This is a genomic window from Kibdelosporangium persicum (genome assembly GCF_013280595.1).
In the GTDB taxonomy this organism is placed as follows: domain Bacteria; phylum Actinomycetota; class Actinomycetes; order Mycobacteriales; family Pseudonocardiaceae; genus Kibdelosporangium; species Kibdelosporangium persicum.
Genome location: NZ_JAAATY010000017.1, coordinates 79,915 through 97,558 on the forward strand (window position 1 = coordinate 79,915; position 17,644 = coordinate 97,558).

Here is a 17,644-nt window from a genome sequence, read left to right on the forward strand (position 1 = left end):
CTCGACACGAGATACGTAGGTTGTTTCCTGGCCGACGGGCGCGGTGGAGACGGGGTTCGTGCAGCGATATATGACACTCGTCTTGACGACCATCGAGAAAAAAGCAATACTCGGCGCGTGCATTTCGGTCCTCTGTTCCACCCGCGCGGCATCGCCGTCGCCGGTGCGAGCGACTCACCGGGCAAGGCCGGGAACGCGCTGGTCCGCACGCTGTCCTCCTTCGACGGTGACCTGTATCCGGTCAACCCGGCGGGCGGCACCATCGCGGGCAGGCAGGCGTATCCGACCGTCGCCGAGATCGGCGCGCCGGTCGACCTCGCGGTGCTCGCCGTCCCGCCCCGGGCGGTCCCCGGTGTGCTGGCCGACTGCGGCAAGGCGGGCGTGGCCGCGGCGATCGTGTGCTCCGGCGGCTTCGCGGAGGCGGGCCCCGACGGCGCCGCCCTGCAGGACACCGTCACCGCTGTCGCGCGCGAACACGGCATCCGGCTGCTCGGGCCCAACACGTCAGGCTTCGTGAACCCGGTGGACGGCGTGTTCGCGTCGTTCGTCCCGGGCGTCGCCGACCTGCCGGCCGGCCCGGCGGCGATCGTCGCGCAGAGCGGCGGCGTCAACCTCGCTCTGTGCTTCCTCGCGGCGGCCGAAGGACTGGGGGTCCGGCTCGGTGTCGGCCTCGGCAACGCCGTGGACATCGGGTTCGCCGACGTGCTCGACTACCTCGCCGACGACGACAAGACCACCGTGATCGGCCTGCACGTCGAGGGTGTGTCCGACGGTAGGCGGCTCGTCGACGCCGTGGCACGTGCCGCGGCGCGCAAACCCGTCGTGGCGCTGAAGGTCGGCCGTACCGGCGTCGGCGACTTCGCCCGGTCGCACACCGGCGCCATCACCGGGCCGTACGCCCTCACCCGCGCGGCGCTGGCGCAGGCGGGCGCGGTCGTCGTCGACGACCCGACCGGCCTGGTCGACGCACTGCGCGCGCTGGCGGCGCGACGCGTTCCGCCCACCGCGCGGCCCGGGGTCGGCGTGCTGACCGGGCAGGCAGGCCCAGGACTGATCATCGCGGACGCGTTGCACGCCGCAGGGGTGTCCGTGCCCGCGTTGACGCCGGCGAGCCGAGCACGGCTCCGGGAGTTGCTTCCGCCGTTGACCTATCAGGACAACCCGGTCGACACCGGCCGCCCGGCAGGCACCTTCCCGGAGGTGGCCGCCACGGTCGCCGCCGACCCGGGCGTCGACGCGTTGGCCGTCTACGCGCTGGACGAGCCGGGCGCACTCGACCTCGCCGCCACTGTGCGGGCCGTGGCGGACACCGTCCCGGTGCTCGTCGCGAGCGGTGGCCCCGCCGCCACGCTCGACGAGAGGCAGTCGGAACTGTCGGAGCTGTCGGTGCCGCTGTTCCGGTCGCCCGACCGGCTCGCGCGGGCGATGTCGGCGCTCGCCGACGATGCCGCCGCCGCCCACCGCCGCGCTCACCGGGCAGCGCCCGCCCGGCCGGCCGGGCGACTGCTCGGCCCGGAACCCGTCGACGAGCACCGGGCCAAGGAACTGCTCACGGGGTTCGGCGTCGCGGCACCCGCCCGGCGCGCGTGCGACACCCGTGCCGCCGCGCACCAGGCACTCACCGCGCTCGGCGGCCCGGTCGTGGTCAAGATCCGCGCCGCGAGCGTCATCCACAAGTCCGATGTGGACGCGGTGCGGACCGGCGTGCGGACGGCGGACGCCCTCGATGCCGCGCTCGACGCGATCGACCGGGCCGCGGCCGGGCTTGGCGTCGAGGCGCGCTACCTCGTGGAGCGGCAGGCGGCGCCAGGGCCCGAACTGATCGTCGGCGGCACCCGCGACCCCGTGTTCGGGCCCGCCGTGCTGCTCGGCGTCGGTGGCGTCGGCGTCGAGCTGGCGCCGGACCCGGTGCTGCGACTGGCCCCGCTGTCCGATGTGGACATCCAGGACATGGTCGCCGCGTTGCCGTCGCCACTGCTGGCAGGCTATCGCGGCGCGCCGCCGGTCGACCGGGCCGCCGTCGGCGCCGCGATCGGCTCGGTGGCCGCCTTGTTATTGCACTACGACGACATCGCCGAGGTGGAGGTCAACCCGTTGCGGCTGACGCGGGACGGCCCCGTCGCGCTGGACGCGGTGATCATGTTCGACCGGTCGGCAGGCGAGGAAGAGGTGGGTTCGTGACAGCGGACAGGCATGAGGCGCTCGTGGTCGGCGCCGGACCGGTCGGCATGACCGCGGCGCTGGCGTTGCGGGCGTTGGGCCGGTCGGTGACGGTGCTGGAGGCGGGTGCGCAGGACCGGTTGCGGCCCGGCAGCAGGGCGATCTTCGTGCACGGCGTCACCCTCGGGGTGCTGGACCGCTCGTGCCCCGGCCTTGCGGACACCCTCGCCGCGCACGGCGTGCTGTGGCACACCAAGCGCACGTTCTACGAGGGGCGTGAGGTGTTCCGGCGCAGTTACCCGCCGCCCGCGCCGGGGCGGCTGCCGCACTTCACGAGCCTGCCGCAGGTCGACACCGAGCGGCACCTGTTGCAGGCGTGCAAGGCGGCGGGCGTCGAGTTCGCCTGGAACAACGCCGTGACCGGTGCGGAGTCCACATCGGACGGCGTGGTGCTGACGACCGCCGAGGGAGCGCGGTGGCAGGCCGACTACGTCATCGCCGCGGACGGCGCGAGTTCTTCGGTCCGCAAGGCGATCGGCACGGTCATGGCGGGCGACCGGTCCGACGGCTGGTACATCGTCGTCGACACCGAGGAGGATCCGGCCGACCCGCTGCCGGTCGAACGGGTCTTCCACTACGGCCACCCGGCCGTCGACGGCCGCAACGTGCTGCTCGTGCCGTTCGCGGGCGGCTGGCGCGTCGACCTTCAGCTGCACGACACCGACGACCCGGAGGAACTGCGGCAGGGCGACGGCCTGCGTAGCTGGTTGCGTGCCGTCATGCCGCCCGCATACGCCGAGCGGGTCACGTGGGCGTCGTCCTACCAGTTCCTGCAGGTGGTCGCGGACGACTTCGCCGACCCGCACCGGCGGGTCCTGCTCGTCGGCGAGGCGGCGCACCTGTTCGCGCCGTTCGGCGCCCGCGGCATGAACTCGGGCGTGCCCGACGCCGACGCGGCCGCCACCGCGGTGCACCTCGCGCTGTCCACACCGGTCCGCGCCCGAGCCATCGCCGCGGTGGAGGACTTCGCCATCTCCCGGCGCCGGGCCGCCCTGTTCAACCGGGACGCGGCCGGGGTGTCGCTGGAGCACCTGCGGCCCGACGACGAGGTGCGTGCCAGGCAACGCGCGGCCGCCGAGGGCGCCGCCGACGACGAGAAGCTGGGGCACTGGCTGGACATCGCGCCGTACGGGCCGCGCGAGGCGCCCCCGGCGAACACGATCTACCGCTACTGAGGGGGACGCGTGCTTGGCACGATGGGACGGATGCCGCTGTCGCTGGCGATGGTGCTGCGGCGCGCCGTGGCGTTCGGCACGCACGCCCGCATCGTCGGCGTCGACCCGGCGGGCAGGATCACCCGCTCGTGGCCGGAGGTGGCGGCGCGGGCACGCAGGCTCGCCGCCGCGCTGCGGTCGCTGGGAGTGGCGCCGGGGGAGCGGGTCGGCACGTTCTCGTGGAACCGGCTGCCTCACCTTGAGCTGATGTACGGCGTGCCGCTGGCCGGCGCGGTGCTGCAACCGCTCAACGTCCGCTTGTTCTCCGAGCAGATCGCGTGGATCGCCCGGCACGCCGAGGACCGGGTGGTCTTCGTCGACGCGTCGCTCACCCACCGGCTGGCCGGGATCAGGCCGCTGCTGTCCACTGTGGAGCAGTACGTCGTCGTCGCGGACGGCACGGTGCCGCACCCCGACTTCGCGGACGCGGTCGACTACGAGCAGCTCGTGGCGTCCGCACCCGACGCCGAGCCTGCCGAGCCGGACGAGTGGGCCGCCGCCTGCCTCTGCTACACCAGCGGCACCACCGGCAACCCGAAGGGCGTCGTCTACACCCACCGCTCACTTACCCTGCACGCGATGAGCGCGCTGTTCGCCGACTCGTTCGCGGTCCGGGAACGTGACGTGCTCCTCCCGCTCACCCCGCTGTTCCACGCCACCGCCTGGGGACTGCCCTACGCCGCCGCGCTCGCCGGGGCGTCGCTGGTGCTCGCCGGAGCGGACACGAGCCCGACGGCCGTTGTGGACCTCATCCGCTCCGAGGGCGTGACCATGGCGGCCGGCGTGCCGACGTTCTGGCTCGCCGTCGACCAGCTCGCCGACGCGGATCTCGGTCGCCTGGAACGAATCCTGTGCGGCGGCTCGGCCATCCCGCTCGACCTCGTCCAGCGCTACCACCGCCGCGGTGTGGTGATGCAGCAGGGATGGGGCATGACCGAGATGTCGCCATCGGGCAACCTCACCAACGTCCGGGCCCGGCTGGAGACGCTGCCCGACGAGCAGCGGCTCGCGCTGCACGCCACGCAGGGGCTCACCACCGCGGGCGTCGAGCTGCGGGTCGTCGGCGACGACGGCACGCCTCAACCGCACGACGGGGTCTCGGCGGGCGAGGTGGAGGTACGCGGTCCGTGGGTGACCGAGTCCTACTACCGCCCCGACGACAACAGCAACGAGATCCGGTTCCGCGACGGGTGGCTGCGCACCGGCGACGTCGGCACCGTCGACGCCGACGGCTACCTGCGGGTGCTCGACCGCACCAAGGACCTCATCAAGTCCGGCGGTGAGTGGATCAGCTCGATCGAGCTGGAGAACCACCTCATGGACCACCCGGCCGTCGCCCGTGCCGCCGTCATCGCGGTACCGCATCCGGAATGGGTCGAGCGGCCCGCCGCGCTGGTCGTGCGCGGCGGCGCGGTGACCACCGACGAGCTGCGTGACCACCTGCGCGAACGGGTCGCCCGCTGGTGGGTGCCCGAACTGGTCGAGTTCGTCGACGACCTGCCGCTGACCGCCACCGGCAAGTTCGACAAGCGCCGCATCCGGCAGGCATGGCAGAGCAGGCTCGCCGCGTCGGAGTCAAGGAGGAGTTCATGAGGCTGGACAACGTGGCCATCACGCTGGGGTGGTCGTCACCGTTCACCCGCTGGCAGGGGCCGCTGTCGGAGTTGTCGAGCATCGACCTGGCCGTCGACGTCACCGGACGGGCCCTGGCCGCGCGCGGGTTCGACCCCGGTGAGGTCACCCACGCCGTCCTCGGTACCACGGTCCCGCAGGCCACCGGGTTCTACGGCGTCACGTCGGTGACCCCGCGCCTCGGCATGCTCGCGGTGACGGGCCCGTTGATCGCGCAGGCGTGCGCGACCTCGGCCGCGGTGCTGCAGACGGCGGCGGTCCAGGTCCAGCTCGGTGCGCACCGCACGGTCCTCGCGGTCGCCACCGACCGGACCAGCAACGGGCCGCTCATGGTCTACCCGGCGCCGGCCCGTCCCGGTGGCGCGCCGCGCACCGAGCACTGGGTGCTCGACCCGATGGGCGAGGACCCGACGACCAACGACTCGATGCTCGCCACGGCCGAGAACGTCGCCGCCGACGAGGGCTTCACCCGGCAGGAGTTGGATGACGTCACGCTGCTCCGGCACGAGCAGTACCGGTCCGCGCTGGCCGCCGATCGGGCCGTGCAGCGGCGCTACATGGTCGAGGTGCACGTGCCTGGACGCAAAGGTCACACGGTGGTCGCCGAGGACGTCGGCGTGCACCCGGCCACCCCGGCGGGGCTCGCGAAGCTCGCGCCGGTCAAGCCGGACGGCGTGGTGACCTACGGCTCCCAGACCCACCCCGGCGATGGCACAGCGGGCGCCGTCCTGTCCACAGTGGACGCGGCGCGGGCGCTGGGCGGCGGTGTCGTGCGGCTGAAGTCCGTGGCGTTCGCCAGGGTCGAGCCGGCCAGAATGCCCAAGGCGCCCGTTCCCGCCGCCTTGGCCGCCCTCGCCGACGCCGGGATGGACATCACCGGCATCGACGTGGTGACCACGCACAACCCGTTCGCCGTGAACGATCTCTACTTCCACCGGCAGACCGGGTTCCCGCTCGACCGGATGAACCCGTACGGCTCCAGCATCGTGTACGGGCACCCGCAGGGCCCGACCGGACTGCGTGCCGTCGTCGAGCTGATCGAGGCCCTGCGCGCCCGCGGTGGTGGCCGGGGGCTGTTCACCGGCTGCGCCGCGGGCGACACCGCGGGCGCCCTCGTGGTCGAGGTCGCCGACAGGTAGTCCCGTCAGCCGTCCGCGGGGAGGATCAGGACGTCCGCCTCGCGGACGGTCACCGTGGTCTGCTCACCCTCGGCCACGTCGTGCTCGCCGAGCAGCCGGAACGAGTGCGCCCCCGCCTTGACGACCGTCTCGGTCTGCGCGCCGAGGAACAGTACCGCCGCCACCTCCGCCGGCCACGTGTTCCCGTTCCCGGAGGTGGCGTCGGCGCCGAGCCGGGTCCGCTCCGGGCGGAACACCGCCACGGCCTCGTCGCCCACCGCGAGGCCGGCCCGCACACCGGTCACCTCCCCGAGGCCGGTCCGCAGCGTCGTGGTGCCCTCGCCGTGCCGGACCACGGTCCCGACCAGTTCGTTGGCGGTGCCCACGAAGTTCGCGACGTAACGGGAGACCGGACGGCGGTAGACCGTCGCCGGGTCCGCGAGCTGCCGGACCCGCCCGTCGCCCATCACCGCGATCCGGTGCGCCAGCTCCATCGCCTCGGTCTGGTCGTGGGTCACGTACACGGCCGCGAACCCCAGCTCCCGTTGCAGCGCGAGCAGTTCCAGCCGCAGCTGCTCACGCACCTTGGCGTCCACGTTGGACAGCGGCTCGTCGAACAGCACGAGGTCGTCGCCGCCGACGATGGCGCGGGCGAGCGCGATCCGCTGCTGCTGGCCGCCGCTCATCTGGTTCGGGTACTGCCGCGCCAGCTCCGGCGTGCCGACCATCTCCAGGGCCGCCTGCACCCGCTTCTCGACCGTGGCGCGGTCGGGTCGTGGCCGGGCGTTGCGCAGCGGGTAGGCGATGTTGTCGAACGCGGTCATGTGCGGCCACAGCGCGTAGGACTGGAAGATCATGGACAGCCTGCGCCGCTCCGGCGGGAGGTCGATGCCGCGCTCGGCGGAGAACACTTCCACACCGCGCAGCGCGACGCTGCCCGTGTCGGCCCGCTCCAGGCCGGCGATGGTCCGCAGCAACGTGGTCTTGCCGCACCCGCTCGGGCCGAGCAGCACGAGGAACTCACCGGGCCGCACGTCGAGTGACACGTCGTCGATCGCTTTCGCGACCGATCCGTCGGCCCGGCGGAAAGCCTTGCCGAGCCCGGTGATCCGGACGACGGGTGTCTCGTCGCCCGCCGCCGGGCGGGTGGCCGGGTCCTGTGCCATGAGTGTCATCGCGCTCCTGTCGGGGTCGTCGGAGCGCTCCACCGCGCGCTCCGGCGGCTCAGCACCATCACCACCAGCACGACTGTGCAGCTGATCACCGTGAGCACAGTGGACAGCGCGGCGAGCGTGGCGTACGAGCCGTTCTGGTAGATCTCGAGGATTCGGAAGCCCACCACCGGGTTGCCGGTCCCGGCGAGGATCGACGACGCGGTGAGGTCGCCGATCATCCGGACGAACAGCAGCGCCCAGCCCGTGATCAGACCGGGCAGCATCAGGGGCAGGTAGATCCGGCGGAACGTGCGGGCCTCGCCCGCGCCGCCCACCCTGGAGGCCTCAGGCAGTTCGCCGCCGACCTGTGCCACCGCGGCGTCGGCCGCCACGGCCGCCTGCGGCAGGTACAGCGCGAGGTAGGCGAGCAGCAGGATGGTGAGCGTGCCGCCGAGCTCGAACGGCGGCCCGGCCAGCGCGAGCACGAACCCGACGGCGAGCACGATGTGCGACAGCGTCGACGGGAACTTGATCGCGCCGTCGAGGAACCGGCCGAGCCTACCCGCCTTGCTCACGTACAGCGCCACGACAGCGGCCACGCCGATGCCGATGGTGGCGCCGAGCAGGCCGAGCCCGAGGCTGTTGAGCAGCGCCTCCTGCGTCGTCGAGTCCTGGATGATCGCGCGGCGCAGCGCGTCGAAGCCGAGCGCGCCCCAGTTGATCTTCGTCGTCCAGAACCCGGTCAGCGAGACGATCAGCAGGGCGACGAGTGGCAGTACGGTCGTGACCAGGAGATACAGCACCATGAGCGCGCGGACCGGCCCACGCCACCGGCCCAGCCGGATGCGGCTCACCCGCTGCCCCTTGCCGCCCACTGTCGCGTGCCTGCCGCGACCGACGACGAGCCGCTGCCCCCACCAGGCGAGCGCGACGAATCCCACGACGATCAGGCTCAGTCCGACCGCGACGCCGGTGCGCGGCGGGTACTCGGCGAGCGACTCGACGATCCGTACGGACAGGATGTCGATGTCCGCGCCGGTGCCGATGACCGCCGGGATCGAGAACAACCCGAAGCCGCTCCACAGCATCAGCAGCACCGCGCCCGCGAGACTCGGCTTCACCCCGGGCATCGTGACCTTGCGCAGTGTCCGGAGCGGACCGGCGCCGCTGACCCGGCTCTGCTCCTCCAGGCTGGGGTCGAGGTTGCGCAGCCCGGCGGAGGCGAGCATGAACGCGTACGGCACCTGGTAGATCGTGTAGACCAGGATCAGGCCGTACCAGGAGTAGATGTCGAACGGGCCGTCGGACATGGTGATCCCGACCGTGCCGAGCAGGTCCCGCAGCACGCTGTTCACGTAACCCGCGCGAGGCGAGAGGAGCAGCACCCAGCCGATCGCGCCCGCGACCGGCGGCAGCAGGAACGGCACCATCGGCAGCGCGTCGGTGAGCACACCCATCCGCGCGTCGGTGCGTTCGTTGACCCACGCGAGCATCGTGCCGATCACCAGCGCGACGGCGGTGCTGGCGACGACCACGAGGACGGTGTTGACCACCAGGCCGCCCAGTCCCGGCTCGGCGAGGGTCTCCTGGACCGGGCCGAGGTCGAAGCCGCCGCCGGAGAACAGGAGGCGGTGCACGACCGCGCCGAGCGGGTAGAGCGCGAGGATCGCGAACAGGATCGCGATCCCGATGCCGGCCCGGCCGAAGGCCGAGGACCGCCGCCCGCGTGGACGGCGGGCCGCGGGCCGCCGGACCGGGGCGGGGCGCAGGTCAGTCAGCACCGAGGGCACCCAGGATCTCCTTCTCCTTCCGCACGGCGTCCGCGTGGGTGATCCGGGTGAACCTGGCGGGCATCTTCGCCTTGTCGTACGGCGACACCGAGCCCGGCTGGCTGTTGAGGATCCTGTTGCCCTCCTCGGACAGCACGAAGTGAGTGAACAGCCGTGCCGCGTGGGGGTGCTGGGCCTTCGTGGCGACCCCGGCGACGATCTCCGGGCCGTTGGTGAGGTCGGGGACGTTGATCGCGACCGGGGCGCCCTTGGCCGCGACCGGCTGCACCGACGAGGTCACGTTCGGCACGGTGATCGCGCCCTCACCCGCCGCCATCGCCTCCGTGAGCGGCACCGTGCCGTCGTAGAAGCGGGCGACCTGCCCGCGGAGATCCTGGAGGTAGTCGATGCCGTACTCCTTCTCGATCATGTACCAGAAGTCCACATAGGCCGGTGAGGATTTCGGGTTCGCCATCAGGATCTTGCCCTTCCACTTCGGATCGAGCAGGTCCGGCCAGTCCTTCGGGGCGTCCTTTTCGGACACCATGTCGGTGTTGTAGCCGAAGCCGGACGGCTGCACCTGCACCACGGCGGTGCCCGGGTCGGCGAGCACGAAGTCCGCGGGCAGCCCGCCCGGATAGCCGGGGATGCCCGCCTCCGGCAACGGGGTCAGCCAGTCCTTGGCGATGCCGTCGGCGTAGAACGGGGAGTTCGACACCATGATCACGTCCGCGCCGGGCCTGCCCGCCTGCGCCTCGGCGGAGAACCGCTGGGCGAGCGGCGCGGCGGTGAGCCGGACGAAGGTCGCGTCGATGCCGTACTTCTCGGTGAACGCGTCCGCGAGCGCCCGTGCGACGTCCTCGGGCGGCACCGAGTAGAACGTGACGCCGCCTTCCTCGCGTGCCTTGGTGATGAGGTCGGACAAGGCCTTGTTGCCGGCCTTCGCCGCCGCGTCGGCCGCTGCCTCGCCGCCGTCGCCGCCACCGCAGGCGGTCACGGCGAGGAGGGCGCAGGCCGTCAACGCGGCCCTGAATCTGGTGCTTAGAGCCATCATTGCTCCCTGGCGAACTGGGCCGGCACGGCTTGTCGGATCACATACACTGACGCTGACACAAAGAAGTGTCAAGAGCTCGCTGGACCGGTTGCGTGTCGTACGTGGACGCTCACCCTGTGCGGTCTACGGGTAGATGGTTGCAGTCAACGGTCATATCGGCACGATACTTGACACTTATTGTTTCTAGTGGTGATGTATTAGTCGAATAAGACGACGACCACGGGTGGCCGAATGCATGACCCCAGGCTCGACAACGACTTCGACCCGCTCGCGGCGGAGACGTTCACCAGCGCGCACAAGCTGTACCAGCGGATGCGTGCGGAGTGCCCGGTCGCGCACAGCACCGCCTACGGCGGCTTCTGGGCCCTGTTCCGCCACGAGGACGTGCTCCGCGTGCTGACCGACATCGACACGTTCACCACCTCGGTGCAGAACGTCGTGCCGAAGTTCGCGTTCACCGGCCGCCGCCCGCCCCTGCACTTCGACCCGCCGGAGCACACGGTCTACCGCCGCGTGATCAACCGGTCGCTCACCCCGCGCAAGGTCGCCGCCCTCGCGCCGAAGGTGCGTGAGCACTGCGTCGCCGTGCTCCAGCCGCTCATCGACGCGGGCGCGGGTGACGTCGCCGCCGACTACGCGCAGGTGTTCCCCGCGCACGTGTTCGCGGAGTTCTTCCACGTGCCGCTGCACCTGTCCGCGCGGATCAAGCGGATCAGCGCGGAGTACGTGGCCGCCATCCAGGTCGTCGACGACGAGAACGTCAAGCGGCTTTCCCGGGTGCTCTACGACATCGCCGCCGACGTGATCGAGGCGCGCCGCGCCGACGCCTGGGCCCCGGAGGACGACCTCACCACCGCGCTGCTCGCCGAGACCCACGAGGGCGAGCCGCTGCCACCGGAGCTCGTGCACGGCTGCGTGCGCCAGCTGCTGGTCACCGGCATGGTCGCGCCCAGCGTCTTCATCGGCACCATGCTCGCCCACCTCGCCGGGGACAAGGACCTCCAGCGCCTTCTACGGGCGGAGCCCGCGCGGATCGACGCGGCCGTCGAGGAGTACCTGCGGCTCTACACGCCCTACCGCGGGATGTCCCGCACCGCGCGCCGCGACGTCGAGATCGGCGGCAGGCTGATCCGCGCGGACGAGCCGATCGCGCTCGTCTACACCTCCGCCAACCGGGACGAGGCGGTGTTCGGCGACGGCGAGGAGTTCGTGCTCGACCGGCCCGCACTGCACCGCTCGATCGCGTTCGGCGCCGGCATCCACTCCTGCCCCGGCGCCCCGCTCGCTCGCCTCATGCTGCGCACGACCGTGGCCGAACTGCTCGCGCGGACCACCGACTTCGACGTCGCGGGCGAGATCGAGATGGCGCGGTGGGCGGAGTGGGGCACCCACCGCGTACCGATGACTTTCCAACCGGCCTGAAAACCAAAGGAGGAACACCCATGGACCTGACCGGGAAGGTCGCGGTGGTGACCGGGGGCGGTCGCGGCCTCGGCGCCGCCTACGCCACCGCGCTGGCCGGCCGGGGAGCCGCGGTCGTGGTGAACGACGCGGACGCCACAGCCGCGCACGAGACCGCCGAGTCGATCAGGGCGGCTGGGGGACGGGCGGTCGGTGAGCCGGGGGCGGTCGGCACCGCCGCGGTCGCCGACGCGCTCGTGGACCGCGCCGTCAAGGAGTTCGGCAGGCTCGACGCCATGGTCACCAACGCGGGCGTGCTCCGCGACCGGGTGCTGTGGAAGATGACCGACGACGAGTTCGACGCCGTCGTCAACGTGCACCTGCGTGGCACGTTCACCTGCGTGCGGGCGGCCGTGCTGCGGTTGCGTGAGCAGGGCGAGGGCGGCCGGGTGGTGGTGGTCGGTTCGCCCGCGGGCCAGCGCGGCAACTTCGGGCAGACCAACTACTCCGCCGCGAAGGCCGGGATCGTCGGCATGGTCCGCACGTGGGCCCTTGAGTGCGCGAAGGCCGGCATCACGGTCAACGCGGTCATCCCTGTCGCCGCCACCGCGATGACGAAGACGATCCCCGCGTTCACCGGGCACGTGGCGGCGTGGGAGGAACGCGGCGAGCCGCTGCCGGACTGGCTGCGGCAGGCCGAGGGCTTCGGCACTCCCGAGGACGCGGCCGGTCTCGTCGCCTTCCTCGTCTCCACCGAGGCCGCCGGCGTCACAGGACAGGCGATCGGCATCGGCGGCGACAAGCTCTCGCTCTGGTCGCACCCCGAGGAGGTGGCGGTCGCGTACCGGCCCGGCGGGTGGGACCCGGACGCCATCGCCGCGACGTGGCACACCTCGGTCGGCCGCGAACCGAGCACCTATGGCATTCCCGCACCGGCGGAAGGACACGCATGACAACCGGGACAACGCGCACGGCGACCGGCATCGACGAACTGCTCGCACTGGCGGGCGCGGACCTCGGGCGGACCGACTGGCGCGAGATCACCCAGGAGCAGGTGAACACCTTCGCGGACGCCACCGGGGACCACCAGTGGATCCACGTCGACCCGGAACGGGCGGCGAGCGGGCCGTTCGGTGGCACCATCGCGCACGGCTACCTCACGCTGTCACTGATCATCCCGATGTTCGGCGAGCTGCTCGTCATCGACGGCGTCAGCATGAGCGTGAACTACGGGCTCGAGAAGGTCCGGTTCCCGGCGCCGGTCCCGGTCGGCGGCCGGATCCGGCTGGCGGGCACGGTGGCCGCGGTCGAGCAGGTCAAGGGCGGGGTGCAGATGCTGCTCGACTTCACCGTCGAGCTGGCCGGCAGCGACAAGCCCGCCTGCGTGGCCCGCGCGGTCTACCGGCACCTGGCCTGAGATGTCAGGGCAGCCGATGGGTGGTGTGGTGGCGGACCAGGTCGACGTCATCGGGATCGAGCTCGCGCACGACCTGCCGGACCCGGTGCTCGGCGAGCGGCCCGAGCCCGTCGTAGACCTCGACGAACTTCTCACGCGCGGCGTCCCGGGGCCAGTCGCCGGGCAGCAGCTCGTGCGGCAGGTCCGGGTCCTTCCACCGGAAGGTCCGCCACTGGTCCATGACCTCGGTGCGGGCCACCAGCGCCTCGGCGGCGGTGACCGCGCCGGCGCGGACCCGCTCGACGAGCGGGGACACGGTCTCGATGAACTCGCCGTACAGCCCGCGCACCTCGTCGAGGTCCCACGCCTCGGTCAGCGGCCGTCCGCTGACCGGCCCGTCGCTGCGCATCACGACCGCGCTCGTCACCCCGAGCTCGTCGAGTTCGTGCACGGCCTCATCGGCCAAGGCGGTCGGGGAGATCCAGAACCCGTCGAAGATCGGCGCGAAGCCCAGCCAGCGCAGCCGCGTACGCAGCTGGTGGCGGATCTCCCGCTGCTCCTCGGGGATCGAGAAGGCGACGGTCGTCCAGGTGCCGTCCCACGGTTGCGGCGCGGCGCCGAACGCCATCACCTTGCGAACGGCGTCGCGCAGCGTCGTCGCGGCCGTGCCGTCGACGCCGTAGAACGTGCGGCGGCCGTTGCGGTGCACCGTGATCATGCCGCGCCGGGACAGCCTGCTCAGCGCGGCCCGGCCACTGGCCTCGGTGATCCCGAACTCGGCGAGCAGGCGGACCAGTGCGGCCGAGGACACCCGGCCGTTCGTGGACAGCCAGTAGTCCGCGTAGAGCGTCATGAGCAGGTGCTGGGGCGCCCCGCCGTGCTGCTGCCGGGGCAGCGGGTCGGAGCGCCTGCCGCGCTGGGCGGCTGGTCGCGACATGGCCGTCACGACCCGCAGTGTATAGGTGCTATGCCGACCGTCATGGATTGTGACTGTCGTGCCGGAGGAGGTATCACGTGGCCGAGCAACCGCTGGCCGGACGGACGGTCGTAGACCTGACGACCGCGCTCGCCGGGCCGTACGCCACCCTGCTGCTCGGGGGGCTCGGCGCGCGGGTGATCAAGGTGGAGAACCCGAGGACGGGCGGTGACTCGTCGCGGGGCAACGCGCCCTACCTCGGCCGGGACGGGCTGAGCCTGGGCCGGGTCAACGACGACGACATGTCGGTGTCGATGCTGCTGCGCGGGCGGAACAAGGAGAGCGTGACGCTCGACCTCAAACACCCCCGCGGCCGCGCGGTGCTGACCGACCTGGTGCGGCACGCCGACGTGCTGGTGGAGAACTACAGCGCCGGGGTGACCGCGCGCCTCGGCATCGACCACGCCGCGATGCGAGCCGTCAACCCCCGGCTGGTGTACACCTCCATCAGCGGGTTCGGCGCACAGGGCGGGCCTGCCAAGGCCATGGACACGATCATCCAGGCGCTGTCCGGGATCATGGGCACCGCGGGCAAGGAGGGCGACGACCCGGTCCGCAACGGACTGCCCGTCGGCGACCTCGTCGCGCCGCTGTTCGCCGTGATCGGCACGCTCGCCGCCGTCGTGCAGGCCGACCGCACAGGGGTGGGCCAGCACGTGGACGTCTCCATGCTGGGTGCGCTGACCTCACTGGTCGCGTGCGAGCCGTTCGACGCGTACGCGGCTGTCGGGCTCGCGCAGCGCACCGGCTCGTTCGTGCCGAGGCTCGCGCCGTTCGGGTTGTTCGAGGCCACCGACGGCTGGCTCGCGCTGTGCGGGCCGACCGACCGGTTCGCCGCGGGAGTCTTCCAGGCGATGGGGGAGCCCGCGCTGGCGGCCGACCCCCGGTTCGCCACCCGGGACGCCAGGGTGGCCAACGCGGGCACACTGCACGAGCTGATCGGGTCGTGGGTGGCCGGGCAACGGCGGGCGGACGTCGTGAAGCTGCTGACCGACAACGGCGTCCCGGCGGCCGAGGTGCGGGAACCGGCGCAGGCCGTGCAGGACCCGCTGGTCCGGGCGAGGGCCGAGGTGGTCGCGTTGTCGCACCCGAACCACGGCGCCACCGCGGACATCTCCGCGACCGGCGTGCCGATCGTGTTCTCCGGAGCGGCGGTCGGGTTCGACCGGCCTGCGCCCGCGCTTGGCGAGCACAACGACCGGGTGTACGGCGAACTGCTCGGCTACGACGGCGACCGGCTCGCCGCGCTGCGCGCGGACGGGGTCATCTGAGCGTGGGCACCACACCACTGGAGCGACTGATCGACCACTACGAGCGGCGGTACCCGGTCACGGCGGACGGTCCCGTGATCGGGTACGTCGGCCAGGACGTCCCGGTGGAGCTGGTGACGGCGGCGGGTGCGCTGCCGGTCCGGCTGGCGGGACGGCCGGGCACGGACGTGACGGCAGGCGAGACCTACCTCGGGCGCGGCGTCGACCGGTGGGTCGTGTCCGTGCTGACCCGGCTGCTGGGCGGGGAGTACGGCCGACTCGACCGGCTGCTGGTGTCCCGGGACTGCGAGGCCTCGCTGCGGTTGTTCTACGCGGTCCGCGAGCTGCGCAGGGTCGAGCCCGGGCTTGGGCTGCCCGAGGCGTACCTGGTCGACGTACTGCACCTGCCGCACTGGACGACCACCCGATACGACCGGATTCGGTTCGCCGAGCTGGTCGCCGTGCTGGAGCGGTGGACCGGCACACGGCTCACCCCGGCGGCCGTCGCGGCGGCGATCGGGTTGCACGACGAGCGCCGCGAGCTGCTGCGCGCGGTGTCGGCCCTGCGTAGAGAGCTGCGGTTGACCGGCGTGCAGGCACTGGCGGTGTTCGGCGCCGTCCTCCCGGTGGCCGAGCACAACCAGCTGCTGCGCGACCTGATGGAGTCCAGTTTGGACGTCCACTCAGGACGCCGGGTGTTCCTCACCGGCAGTGCGCACGACACCCCGGACGTCTACCTCGTGCTGGAGAAGGCGGGCTTCGTCGTGGTCGGCGAGGACCACGACTGGGGCGACCTGCTCGCCTCCCGGCTCGTCGGCGAGCCGACACTGGACGCGCTCGTCGAGCGGTACCAGTACAACGGTCCCACCGCCGCGCGTGCGTCGATCGCGGACCGGGCGGCGTACACGGCGCGTGCCGCGGTCGAGTGCGGAGCCGAACTGGTGGTGTCCTACGTCCGGCGCAACGACGACGCCCCGCCGTGGGACTTCCCGGCACAGGCGGCGGCGCTGCGCGCGCACGGCATCCCGGCGGTGCTGGTCGATCGCCAGGAGTACGGCTCGATCGATCTCGCGGAGGTGCCCGTTGGTTGAGAAGCTGCTGGCGTCGGCCACCGAGGCGACCCGCTATCAACGGGCGTGGTTCCGGGACCTGCGCGCGTCCGCCGCGGCAGGCGACCCGCTCGCCCTCGTGAACGCGGACGCACCACAGGAGATCTTCCGCGCGATGGAGATCCCCTATGTCGTCAACCAGTGGTGGGCATCGGTGGTCGCCGCCAAGCGACGGGCGCCGCACCACCTGGAGCTGCTGCGCGAGCGCGGTTACCCGGACTACACCGAGCAGTACAGCTCGATCTCGCTCGCGTCGTTGTTCGAACCGGACCCGGACGCCGCACCGTGGGGCGGCCTGCCCCGCCCGACGATCGTGCTGGGCGAGACCGTCGGCGACGGCGGCCGCAAGATCTTCGACGTGTGGGGCCAGCAGCCCGGCATCACCTACTACGCACTGGAAAGCGCCGCCGAGAACGCCGTCCCGGTGAACTGGTGGGACCTGATGCCGCACGACTGGGAGAAGGCGATCGGCACCGCGCGGCTCGACTTGATGGTGTCCGAACTGCACGGCCTGATCAGGTTCCTGGAGACGACGACCGGCCGGGTGTTCAGCGAACGCGCGCTGCGGCGGGTCCTCGATCTGGTCAACGAACAGGCGGAGTGGAACCGGCGTACCCGAGATCTGATCGCGGGCACGACGCCGAGCCCGCTTGCCGTCACGGACAGCATCCCGAGCGTGATGATCCCCCAGTGGCACCGCGGCACCGAGTGGGCCCGCGACGCCGCACAGCGCTTCTACGAGGAAGTCGAGTCCCGCGTCCGGGCCGGGGCGGCGGTATGCGAGAACGAACGTGTCCGTCTCATGTGGATCGGCCGGGGCCTGTGGTACGACATGGACTTCTACCGCCGCTTCGAAGAACGCCACGGCGCCGTCTTCGTGTGGTCGATGTACCTGGCCGTGGCCGCCGACGGCTACCCACGATACGGCGACGATCCATTGAGGACACTGGCCGCCCGGTTCGCCGCCTTCACCGACCAGCTCTACACACCACCGTGGTCCTGCGAGTGGTATGTGAAGGAAGCGAAACTCCACGGCGTGGACGGCGTGGTGCACCTGGTGTCCGACGACGCCCGCGGCAGCTACTTCACCAACCGAGCCCTGCGCGCGGCCGGTATCCCCGTGTACGAACTCCACGCGGACAACGTGGACACCCGCTCGTACCAGGAGTCGACAGAACAGGCACTGGGTGACTGGCTGGAACGAGAGGTAGTGCGCTGACGGGGCCGCACGGGCAAGTTCTGAACTGGCAGCGAGGTAGACGCCCGCCTGGCGCAGACCGAGCGCTCGCTCCAGGTAGCGCCGCGCCGTCACCCTCGAAATGCCCATGACCGACGCCGCATCCACCGCGGA

At 72.0% G+C, this 17,644-nt stretch carries 14 protein-coding genes; 10 read left to right on the plus strand and 4 right to left on the minus strand.

Annotation, left to right across the window (positions count from 1 at the left end; translation table 11 throughout):
- Positions 1 to 117: 117 nt before the first annotated feature.
- Genes GC106_RS27395 through GC106_RS27410 form a run of 4 tightly spaced genes read left to right on the plus strand, consistent with a single transcriptional unit; the run spans position 118 to position 6,205 of the window.
- On the plus strand, positions 118 to 2,181 hold the full coding sequence (locus GC106_RS27395) for an acetate--CoA ligase family protein (RefSeq protein WP_173136489.1): 2,064 nt from the start codon (positions 118 to 120) through the stop codon (positions 2,179 to 2,181).
- Positions 2,178 to 3,395: an FAD-dependent oxidoreductase gene (locus GC106_RS27400; protein WP_173136491.1), complete on the plus strand. Its 1,218-nt coding sequence runs from the start codon at positions 2,178 to 2,180 to the stop codon at positions 3,393 to 3,395. Before GC106_RS27395 ends, GC106_RS27400 begins: the two co-directional genes overlap by 4 nt.
- Before the next feature lie 30 nt (positions 3,396 to 3,425).
- Positions 3,426 to 5,027, plus strand: a complete 1,602-nt coding sequence (locus tag GC106_RS27405; protein ID WP_217281029.1) for a long-chain-fatty-acid--CoA ligase — start codon at positions 3,426 to 3,428, stop codon at positions 5,025 to 5,027.
- Complete coding sequence (locus GC106_RS27410) at positions 5,024 to 6,205, plus strand: thiolase family protein (RefSeq protein WP_173136495.1); 1,182 nt, start codon at positions 5,024 to 5,026, stop codon at positions 6,203 to 6,205. The genes GC106_RS27405 and GC106_RS27410 overlap by 4 nt, the downstream gene beginning before the upstream one ends.
- A gap of 5 nt (positions 6,206 to 6,210) precedes the next feature.
- Here the strand turns inward: GC106_RS27410 and GC106_RS27415 are convergent, their stop codons facing one another.
- From GC106_RS27415 to GC106_RS27425, 3 genes are read right to left on the minus strand one after another with little or no spacing between them, the layout of a single operon-like run.
- A complete protein-coding gene (locus GC106_RS27415; RefSeq protein WP_246366792.1) occupies positions 6,211 to 7,359 on the minus strand; it encodes an ABC transporter ATP-binding protein in 1,149 nt (382 codons plus the stop codon).
- Positions 7,356 to 9,128 (minus strand): ABC transporter permease, encoded by a 1,773-nt coding sequence (locus GC106_RS27420; RefSeq protein WP_173136497.1) that lies wholly within the window; start codon positions 9,126 to 9,128, stop codon positions 7,356 to 7,358. The genes GC106_RS27415 and GC106_RS27420 overlap by 4 nt, the downstream gene beginning before the upstream one ends.
- A complete protein-coding gene (locus GC106_RS27425) occupies positions 9,109 to 10,158 on the minus strand; it encodes an ABC transporter substrate-binding protein (RefSeq protein WP_173136499.1) in 1,050 nt (349 codons plus the stop codon). The genes GC106_RS27420 and GC106_RS27425 overlap by 20 nt, the downstream gene beginning before the upstream one ends.
- Positions 10,159 to 10,392: 234 nt before the next feature.
- Between GC106_RS27425 and GC106_RS27430 the strand changes: the two genes are divergently transcribed.
- From GC106_RS27430 to GC106_RS27440, 3 genes are read left to right on the plus strand one after another with little or no spacing between them, the layout of a single operon-like run.
- Positions 10,393 to 11,583, plus strand: coding sequence for a cytochrome P450 (locus GC106_RS27430; RefSeq protein ID WP_173136501.1), 1,191 nt, complete (start codon positions 10,393 to 10,395; stop codon positions 11,581 to 11,583).
- A 20-nt stretch (positions 11,584 to 11,603) separates the two neighbouring features.
- Entirely contained in the window at positions 11,604 to 12,515 is a 912-nt protein-coding gene (locus tag GC106_RS27435) for an SDR family NAD(P)-dependent oxidoreductase (RefSeq protein ID WP_173136503.1), read from the plus strand.
- A complete protein-coding gene (locus tag GC106_RS27440; protein WP_173136505.1) occupies positions 12,512 to 12,979 on the plus strand; it encodes a MaoC family dehydratase in 468 nt (155 codons plus the stop codon). Before GC106_RS27435 ends, GC106_RS27440 begins: the two co-directional genes overlap by 4 nt.
- A 4-nt stretch (positions 12,980 to 12,983) precedes the next feature.
- On the opposite strand, the gene GC106_RS27445 is transcribed toward GC106_RS27440, so the two are convergent.
- Positions 12,984 to 13,895 (minus strand): PaaX family transcriptional regulator, encoded by a 912-nt coding sequence (locus tag GC106_RS27445; protein ID WP_173136747.1) that lies wholly within the window; start codon positions 13,893 to 13,895, stop codon positions 12,984 to 12,986.
- A 77-nt stretch (positions 13,896 to 13,972) separates the two neighbouring features.
- Here GC106_RS27445 and GC106_RS27450 point away from each other — a divergent pair, with 77 nt between their 5' ends.
- From GC106_RS27450 to GC106_RS27460, 3 genes are read left to right on the plus strand one after another with little or no spacing between them, the layout of a single operon-like run.
- Positions 13,973 to 15,205: a CaiB/BaiF CoA transferase family protein gene (locus tag GC106_RS27450; RefSeq protein ID WP_173136507.1), complete on the plus strand. Its 1,233-nt coding sequence runs from the start codon at positions 13,973 to 13,975 to the stop codon at positions 15,203 to 15,205.
- A gap of 2 nt (positions 15,206 to 15,207) precedes the next feature.
- Positions 15,208 to 16,275 (plus strand): 2-hydroxyacyl-CoA dehydratase, encoded by a 1,068-nt coding sequence (locus GC106_RS27455; protein ID WP_312872888.1) that lies wholly within the window; start codon positions 15,208 to 15,210, stop codon positions 16,273 to 16,275.
- Positions 16,268 to 17,512, plus strand: coding sequence for a 2-hydroxyacyl-CoA dehydratase family protein (locus GC106_RS27460; protein ID WP_173136509.1), 1,245 nt, complete (start codon positions 16,268 to 16,270; stop codon positions 17,510 to 17,512). Before GC106_RS27455 ends, GC106_RS27460 begins: the two co-directional genes overlap by 8 nt.
- The last annotated feature ends 132 nt before the right edge of the window (positions 17,513 to 17,644 follow it).